The 6,770-nt window shown below is 66.3% G+C and carries 9 protein-coding genes and 2 riboswitches; all 9 genes read left to right on the top strand.

Features of this window, described 5'->3' with window-relative positions; genetic code table 11:
* The first annotated feature begins 208 nt into the window (after nucleotides 1-208).
* The 9 genes from VFA16_RS19890 to VFA16_RS19850 all read left to right on the top strand — a co-directional run bounded on the left by VFA16_RS19890 (nucleotide 209) and on the right by VFA16_RS19850 (nucleotide 6,383).
* The gene (locus VFA16_RS19890; protein WP_324969472.1) at nucleotides 209-811 is read left to right on the top strand and encodes a CDP-alcohol phosphatidyltransferase family protein; all 603 of its coding nucleotides are present in this window, start codon (nucleotides 209-211) and stop codon (nucleotides 809-811) included.
* Nucleotides 804-1,721 (top strand): DUF881 domain-containing protein, encoded by a 918-nt coding sequence (locus VFA16_RS19885; RefSeq protein WP_324969471.1) that lies wholly within the window; start codon nucleotides 804-806, stop codon nucleotides 1,719-1,721. The genes VFA16_RS19890 and VFA16_RS19885 overlap by 8 nt, the downstream gene beginning before the upstream one ends.
* A gap of 65 nt (nucleotides 1,722-1,786) precedes the next feature.
* The gene (locus VFA16_RS19880) at nucleotides 1,787-2,119 is read left to right on the top strand and encodes a small basic family protein (RefSeq protein ID WP_324969470.1); all 333 of its coding nucleotides are present in this window, start codon (nucleotides 1,787-1,789) and stop codon (nucleotides 2,117-2,119) included.
* A 5-nt stretch (nucleotides 2,120-2,124) separates the two neighbouring features.
* Nucleotides 2,125-2,982, top strand: coding sequence for a DUF881 domain-containing protein (locus VFA16_RS19875; protein WP_324969469.1), 858 nt, complete (start codon nucleotides 2,125-2,127; stop codon nucleotides 2,980-2,982).
* A 26-nt stretch (nucleotides 2,983-3,008) separates the two neighbouring features.
* A complete protein-coding gene (gene gcvH / locus VFA16_RS19870) occupies nucleotides 3,009-3,407 on the top strand; it encodes a glycine cleavage system protein GcvH (RefSeq protein WP_324969468.1) in 399 nt (132 codons plus the stop codon).
* 268 nt (nucleotides 3,408-3,675) lie between these two features.
* Complete coding sequence (gene garA, locus VFA16_RS19865) at nucleotides 3,676-4,149, top strand: glycogen accumulation regulator GarA (protein ID WP_083087317.1); 474 nt, start codon at nucleotides 3,676-3,678, stop codon at nucleotides 4,147-4,149.
* A complete protein-coding gene (locus VFA16_RS19860; RefSeq protein ID WP_324969467.1) occupies nucleotides 4,146-4,889 on the top strand; it encodes a MerR family transcriptional regulator in 744 nt (247 codons plus the stop codon). The genes garA and VFA16_RS19860 overlap by 4 nt, the downstream gene beginning before the upstream one ends.
* 106 nt (nucleotides 4,890-4,995) lie before the next feature.
* Nucleotides 4,996-5,490, top strand: coding sequence for a bifunctional nuclease family protein (locus tag VFA16_RS19855; RefSeq protein WP_083087315.1), 495 nt, complete (start codon nucleotides 4,996-4,998; stop codon nucleotides 5,488-5,490).
* A gap of 257 nt (nucleotides 5,491-5,747) precedes the next feature.
* Nucleotides 5,748-6,383 (top strand): MerR family transcriptional regulator, encoded by a 636-nt coding sequence (locus tag VFA16_RS19850; RefSeq protein ID WP_324969466.1) that lies wholly within the window; start codon nucleotides 5,748-5,750, stop codon nucleotides 6,381-6,383.
* Nucleotides 6,384-6,479: 96 nt separating this feature from the next.
* A riboswitch (glycine riboswitch) is annotated at nucleotides 6,480-6,577 on the top strand.
* Nucleotides 6,578-6,695: riboswitch (glycine riboswitch) on the top strand.
* Nucleotides 6,696-6,770 lie beyond the last annotated feature (75 nt).

Genomic DNA, 6,770 nt, shown 5'->3' with positions numbered 1-6,770 from the left:
CTGCCCGGGGTCTTCCGCTAGCCCGGCGACCGATGCAGGGGGGACCCCAGCCGCGCAGCGGCGAGGGGACGCGGAGCGCGATGAGGAGGAGCCGGGCAATTGAGCTCGGGCCCGGCGACCGATGCAGGGGGGACCCCAGCTTCGCAGCGGCGAGGGGACGCGGAGCGCGATGAGGAGGAGCCGGAGTCTTCCGCTAGGGTCACGGCTCATGGAGCCGGGGGCGGCGCACGACCGGGTGCTGACGGTGCCCAACGCGCTCAGCGTTATCCGGCTGGTGCTCATCCCGGTCTTCATTTACCTGCTTTTGGTGGCGCACACCGACGCGTGGGCGCTCGCGATCTTGATCTTCAGCGGCGCCTCCGACTGGGCCGACGGCAAGATCGCGCGCGTGTTGAACCAGGCGTCGCGAGTAGGCGAACTGCTGGACCCTGCGGTTGACCGGCTCTACATGGTGACCGTGCCGATCGCGTTCGGATTACGTGGCATCGTGCCGTGGTGGATCATCGCGGTGTTGCTGGCACGCGATGCGCTACTTGCCCTCGAGCTGCCGGTGCTGCGCAGCCGCGGGTTCACCGCGCTGCCCGTGCTCTACATCGGCAAGGCGGCGACTTTCGCGCTCATGTCGGCGTTCCCGCTGATCCTGCTGGGGCAGTGGGACGCGCTGTGGAGCCGGGTGGTGCTGGCCTGCGGCTGGGCGTTTTTGATCTGGGGCCTGTACATGTACCTGTGGTCGTTCGTGCTGTACGTGGCACAGATGATCCTGGTGGTCCGCCGGTTGCCGAGGGTGGGAGGCGAAGCGGCTCATGGCTGACCAGGCGCTCGGCGGCTATGACCCCGTCGCGGGCCGCAGCGCGCACGAGGCCGGGCGACCGCAACTGATCCCGGTGCCGTCGCTGCTGCGCGCGCTGCTGTCCGAGCACCTGGATCCCGGTTACGCCGCAGCAGCCGCCAGGCGTGACGGCGCCACCGCACCGCCGACGCACCGCGACCGCATGCTCGGCCGGATCTGGCAAGCCGCGGCGGCCTTGCTCGTCGCCGTGGTGTTCGCGGCGGCAGTCGCGCAAGCCCGTTCGGTTGCCCCCGGCGTCAGCGCTGCCCAGCAGGTGCTGGCAGCCAGCGTTCGCGCAGCGGAGGCGTCCACCAACGAGCTGACCGCGCGCCGTAACGCGCTGGCGGCGCAAGTCGACGACGTGCAGCGGCGCACACTGGTTGCCGACGCTCAGGGGCAGCGACTGCTGGGAAACCTCGACAAGCTGGACCTGGCATCGGCCAGCACGCCGGTCATCGGTCCCGGTCTGACCGTGACGGTGACCGACCCAGGCGTCAGCCCGAATCTGTCCGACGTCTCCAAGCAGCGGGTGGCCGGCGGCCAGCAAATCATTCTGGACCGCGATCTGCAGCTGGTGGTCAATTCGTTGTGGGCCAGTGGCGCCGAAGCTATCGCGGTGGGCGGTGTCCGGATCGGGCCCAACGTCACCATCCGGCAGGCGGGCGGCGCGATCTTGGTTGACAATAATCCAATTAGCAAGCCGTACACGATCCAGGCCATCGGACCGCCGCATGCCATGCGCGATGTGTTCGACCACAGCCCCGGCCTGCATCGGCTGCGGCTGCTGGAGGTTTCCTACGGTGTTGGTGTCAGCGTCAGCGTCGGCGACGGACTCACTTTGCCCGCCGGAGCTGTTCGGGATGTTAAGTTCGCCAAGCCGTTTGGCCCCTGAATCGGACCGACAGGAATCTTGATGACACCAGCCTCAACGACTGCCGCAGCGAAAGCCGGAGCCAAATGATCGGTCTCGCGGCTCTTGTCGTCGGCATCGTGCTGGGCTTGGTCTTCCATCCCAGCGTGCCCGAGGTCATCCAGCCTTACCTGCCGATCGCCGTTGTCGCCGCGCTCGACGCGGTGTTCGGCGGCTTGCGAGCCTATTTGGAGCGGATCTTCGACCCGAAGGTGTTCGTGGTGTCGTTCGTCTTCAACGTGTTCGTGGCCTCGCTCATCGTCTATGTCGGTGATCAACTCGGCGTCGGAACGCAATTGTCGACGGCGATCATCGTCGTGCTCGGCATCCGCATCTTCGGCAACACGGCAGCACTGCGACGCCGGCTGTTCGGGGCTTGACAGCGATGACCGATCAACCGGCAGCACGTGGCGGCGAGAACGCCGAGCAGCAACACGAGACCCACGCTGAAGGCGCCGCGCCGCATGGTCGCCACGAACTGCCGCCCGACTATCCTCGGCGAAGGTTCGGGTGGCTGCGGCGATCGGACCTGGGCGGCGTATTGCGGCGTGGCCGTTCACAGTTGGTGTTCGGTGCGCTGGCAATCGTGCTGTGTTTCGTGTTGGGCGTCGCGATCGTCACCCAGGTTCGGCAGAACGAGTCCGGTGATTCGCTGGAAACCGCGCGTCCGGCGGACCTGTTGGTATTGCTGGACTCGTTGCGGCAGCGCGAGGCGACGCTGAACACCGAAGTCACTGAACTGCAGCGCACACTGAGTTCGTTGCAGGCATCGGGCAGTAGCAACCAGGCGGCGATCGAAAACGCGCAGGCCAGGCTCGCGGCACTGTCCATACTGGTCGGCACAGTTGGCGCCACCGGTCCCGGTGTCAGCGTCAAGATCGACGACCCGGGGCGGGGGGTCGCGCCGGAGGCAATGCTCGATGTCATCAACGAGCTGCGGGCGGCCGGCGCCGAGGCCATCGAGATCAACGACGGGCACCAGGCGCTTCGGGTAGGCGTCGACACCTGGGTGACTGGCGCCCCCGGTGCGCTGACCATCGACGGCAAAACCCTGTCGCCGCCGTATTCCGTTCTGGCCGTGGGTGATCCGCCGACGCTGGCGGCTGCGATGAACATCCCGGGCGGCGCCGTCGACAGCGTCAAACGCGTGGGAGGACGCATGTCGGTACAGCAGTCGGACCGCGTCGACGTCACCGCCTTGCGGCAACCAAAACCACGCCAATACGCTCAGCCAGTCAAATAAGCTATATCGACCAGAACAGGATTGCCGTGACCGAAATCCCGCCCGACCTGCATTACACCGCCGAGCACGAGTGGGTGCGCCGCACCGGCGATAACACAGTGCGGGTGGGCATCACCGACTTCGCGCAGTCGTCGCTGGGTGATGTGGTGTTCGTCCAGCTGCCCGAAGTCGGTACAGAGGTGACCGCAGGCGAATCCTTCGGCGAGGTGGAATCCACCAAGTCGGTGTCCGATCTGTATGCGCCGGTTTCGGCGAAAGTGGTTGCGGTCAACCGTGATTTGGAAGCCAGTCCCCAGCTGGTGAACTCCGATCCGTACGGGGCGGGCTGGTTGCTCGACCTCGAGGTCGACGGGAGCGACACCATCGAACGGGAATTCGCCGCGCTGCTCGACGCCGACGGCTACCGCGGGACGCTGACCGAATGAGGATTGTTAAGGTGCCTTTCGCTCGACGACGACGCGGGCGGCAAGCCGCCCGAGGAGGAGCCGGGCAGTTGGGCACGAGTCCCCGGGCCGAGATGCGGCCCTTGGACGCCCCGCGGAGCAGCCTGGCATCGGGTCGGGTGATCCTGCGGTGGTGGGCACATTCGGGACCCGTGCGCGGTACGGTCGAGACAACGACGGTAATGCGGTCGGACAGCCGGCCCAGTGGGCCCGGCCAGACAGCGCCACAGCGGCCAGTGAGGAGCAGCCGGTGACGGAAAAGGACAACGACCAGACCTCTGATGAAGTCACAGTGGAGACGACATCGGTCTTCCGGGCCGACTTCCTCAACGAACTGGATGCTCCCGCGCAAGCGGGCACGGAGAGTGCGGTTTCCGGCGTCGAAGGCCTGCCGGCCGGCTCGGCGTTGCTGGTCGTCAAACGAGGCCCCAACGCGGGTTCTCGCTTCCTGCTCGATCAACCGGTCACCTCGGCGGGCCGGCATCCGGACAGCGACATCTTCCTCGACGACGTCACCGTGAGCCGCCGGCACGCCGAATTCCGCTTGGAAAGCGACGAGTTCCACGTCGTCGACGTCGGCAGCCTCAACGGCACCTACGTCAATCGTGAGCCGGTCGATTCTGCGGTGTTGGCAAACGGCGACGAAGTCCAAATCGGCAAATTCCGCTTGGTGTTTCTGACCGGCCCCAAGCCCAGCGAGGACGGGGGATCGGCTAGCTCGTGACCGCGCCCGAGACGCCCGCGCTGACCGGGATGTCGATCGGAGCGGTACTGGAGCTGCTACGACCGGAGTTCCCGGACATCACCATCTCCAAGATTCGGTTCCTGGAGGCCGAGGGGTTGGTGACCCCCCAGCGGGCGGCGTCCGGCTATCGCCGCTTCACTGCCTACGATTGCGCCCGGCTGCGCTTCATCCTCACCGCCCAGCGTGACCACTATCTGCCGCTGAAGGTGATCAAGGCGCAGTTGGACGCCCAGCCCGACGGTGAGCTGCCGCCGTCTGGATCGCCTTACGGGATACCGCGTTTGGTGGCGCTGTCGGGTACCGCGCCGACGGAAGCCGACACGACATCGGTTGCCCCCGGGGTCCGGCTGAGCCGGGAGGATCTGCTGCAGCGGTCGGGGGTGGACGGCGAGTTGCTGACGGCGCTGCTCAAGGCGGGCGTCGTCACCACCGGGCCGGGCGGTTTCTTCGACGAGCACGCCGTCGTCATCCTGCAGTGCGCCCGGGCGCTGGCCGACTACGGCATCGAACCGCGACACCTGCGGGCATTCCGTTCGGCGGCTGATCGACAATCCGACCTGATCGCCCAGATCGCCGCGCCTCTCGTCGGGGCAGGCAAAGCCGGCAAGGCCGGCGCGCGGGACCGCGCCGACGACTTGGCGCGGGAGGTGGCCGCCCTTGCGATCACCTTGCATACGGCGTTGATCAAGTCGGCCGTTCGCGACGTTCTTCACCGCTGAGGACTAGACTTCGTTCGACGGCTTGGTGTTCGGTGGTCTGAGGGTCCAGCAGTCCCGTGACACCGGGTCGAGTGGACACGGCAGCACGTGCGGAGGGCAGACACAGATGGCTGAAGTTCGCGTTGTGGGCATTCGCGTCGAGCAGCCGCAGAACCAGCCGGTGCTGTTGCTGCGCGAGGCCAACGGTGACCGGTATCTGCCGATCTGGATCGGCCAGTCGGAGGCCGCGGCCATCGCTCTGGAGCAGCAGGGCGTTGAGCCGCCCCGCCCGCTCACGCACGACTTGATTCGGGATGTCATTGCCGCCCTTGGGCATTCCCTCAAAGAAGTGCGGATCGTCGACTTGCAGGAGGGAACCTTCTACGCCGACCTGATCTTCGACCGCAACATCAAGGTCTCCGCGCGGCCGTCGGACTCGGTGGCCATCGCGTTGCGGGTCGGCGTGCCGATTTACGTCGAGGAGGCGGTGCTCGCTGAGGCGGGGTTGCTGATCCCGGACGAGAGCGACGAGGAGCCCACCAGCGCTGTCCGCGAGGACGAGGTGGAGAAGTTCAAGGAATTCCTCGACAGCGTGTCACCCGACGATTTCAAAGCGACATAAATCGACGGACTGTAGCGGGCAGGCTGACGCCGACGTTTAGTGCTGTCCGGGATGTTACGGATGCGTCTCATCTACGACTTGGACCTCGACACGCCCCCCGGAAAGCGTCGGCCGCCCCCAATCGCGGCCATACTTTGATGGCGGCTTGATCGCGACGAGCAGCACGACAGCTTGTCGAAAAGCGTATGCTCTCAAGCACTCGGGCCTGACCAAGCGCGACTGCGGGGCAGTCAGTGACAGCGGCGAGAGGAAGCACCGTGGGCGACCAACCACGTCAAGACGAGTTAGACCTTGACGCCAAGGGTGACGATTCCGCACCGAGCTCCGAACCCACCGCCACAGCGCCGAGCGAACCCGTGCAGCCGGGCCTGTTCCCCGACGATTCCGTGCCCGACGAGCTGGTCGGCTACCGCGGTCCGAGCGCCTGCCAGATTGCCGGCATCACCTACCGCCAGCTGGACTACTGGGCGCGTACTTCGCTGGTGGTGCCGTCGATCCGCAGCGCGGCCGGCTCCGGCAGCCAGCGGCTGTATTCTTTCAAGGACATCCTGGTTCTCAAGATCGTCAAGCGGCTGCTCGACACCGGTATCTCGCTGCACAACATCCGCGTTGCGGTCGACCACCTGCGCCAGCGAGGTGTGCAGGATCTGGCCAACATCACGCTGTTCTCCGACGGCACGACGGTGTACGAGTGCACCTCTGCTGAAGAGGTGGTCGACCTGCTGCAGGGCGGGCAGGGCGTGTTCGGCATCGCCGTGTCGGGCGCGATGCGCGAGCTGACCGGCGTGATCGCCGACTTCCCCGGCGAACGCGCCGACGGCGGCGAGTCGATCGCCGCACCGGAGGACGAGCTGGCTTCGCGGCGCAAGCACCGGGACCGCAAGATCGGCTAGCGCTCTATTTAAGACTGCGCAGTTGTACCCGCGCCTCGGCATACAGATATGCGCCCTCGTAGGCCTCAATAGCAGCCGGTAAAATCGGCTGTGCATCGATCCCGCGCGGGAGAGTTCCGTGACCGCCAGCCACGGACGCCGAAGGAGCAACACCTCTCCGTCAACCTCTCAGGCACCCGGACCGCGCGGGGAAACGATGCCTCTGGAAAGCGGTGACGAGGTTCACCCGCCGATGGGGAAAGACATGTTGGGCATAGCGCAGCTGTCGAATCTCTCAGGCGCCCGGCTCGGGTAGAGGACAGAGGGAGAGGGCCCTAGTCCTCTGCCGATGTCAGGAGCCCCCAATGTCTGACCTCACCGAAATCTGTTTCGCCGACCGGCACATCG

It is taken from the genome of Mycobacterium sp. (genome assembly GCF_035653355.1).
Classification (GTDB): domain Bacteria; phylum Actinomycetota; class Actinomycetes; order Mycobacteriales; family Mycobacteriaceae; genus Mycobacterium.
This window is presented reverse-complemented; position numbering and strand designations above follow the sequence as displayed.

Excerpts from the sequence above, each read along its gene's own strand:
- VFA16_RS19855 (WP_083087315.1), top strand. The coding sequence starts at position 4,996 with ATGGCTGAAGTTCGCGTTGTGGGCATTCGCGTCGAGCAGCCGCAGAAC.
- VFA16_RS19880 (WP_324969470.1), top strand. The coding sequence starts at position 1,787 with ATGATCGGTCTCGCGGCTCTTGTCGTCGGCATCGTGCTGGGCTTGGTC.
- VFA16_RS19885 (WP_324969471.1), top strand. The coding sequence starts at position 804 with ATGGCTGACCAGGCGCTCGGCGGCTATGACCCCGTCGCGGGCCGCAGC.
- VFA16_RS19875 (WP_324969469.1), top strand. The coding sequence starts at position 2,125 with ATGACCGATCAACCGGCAGCACGTGGCGGCGAGAACGCCGAGCAGCAA.
- VFA16_RS19890 (WP_324969472.1), top strand. The coding sequence starts at position 209 with ATGGAGCCGGGGGCGGCGCACGACCGGGTGCTGACGGTGCCCAACGCG.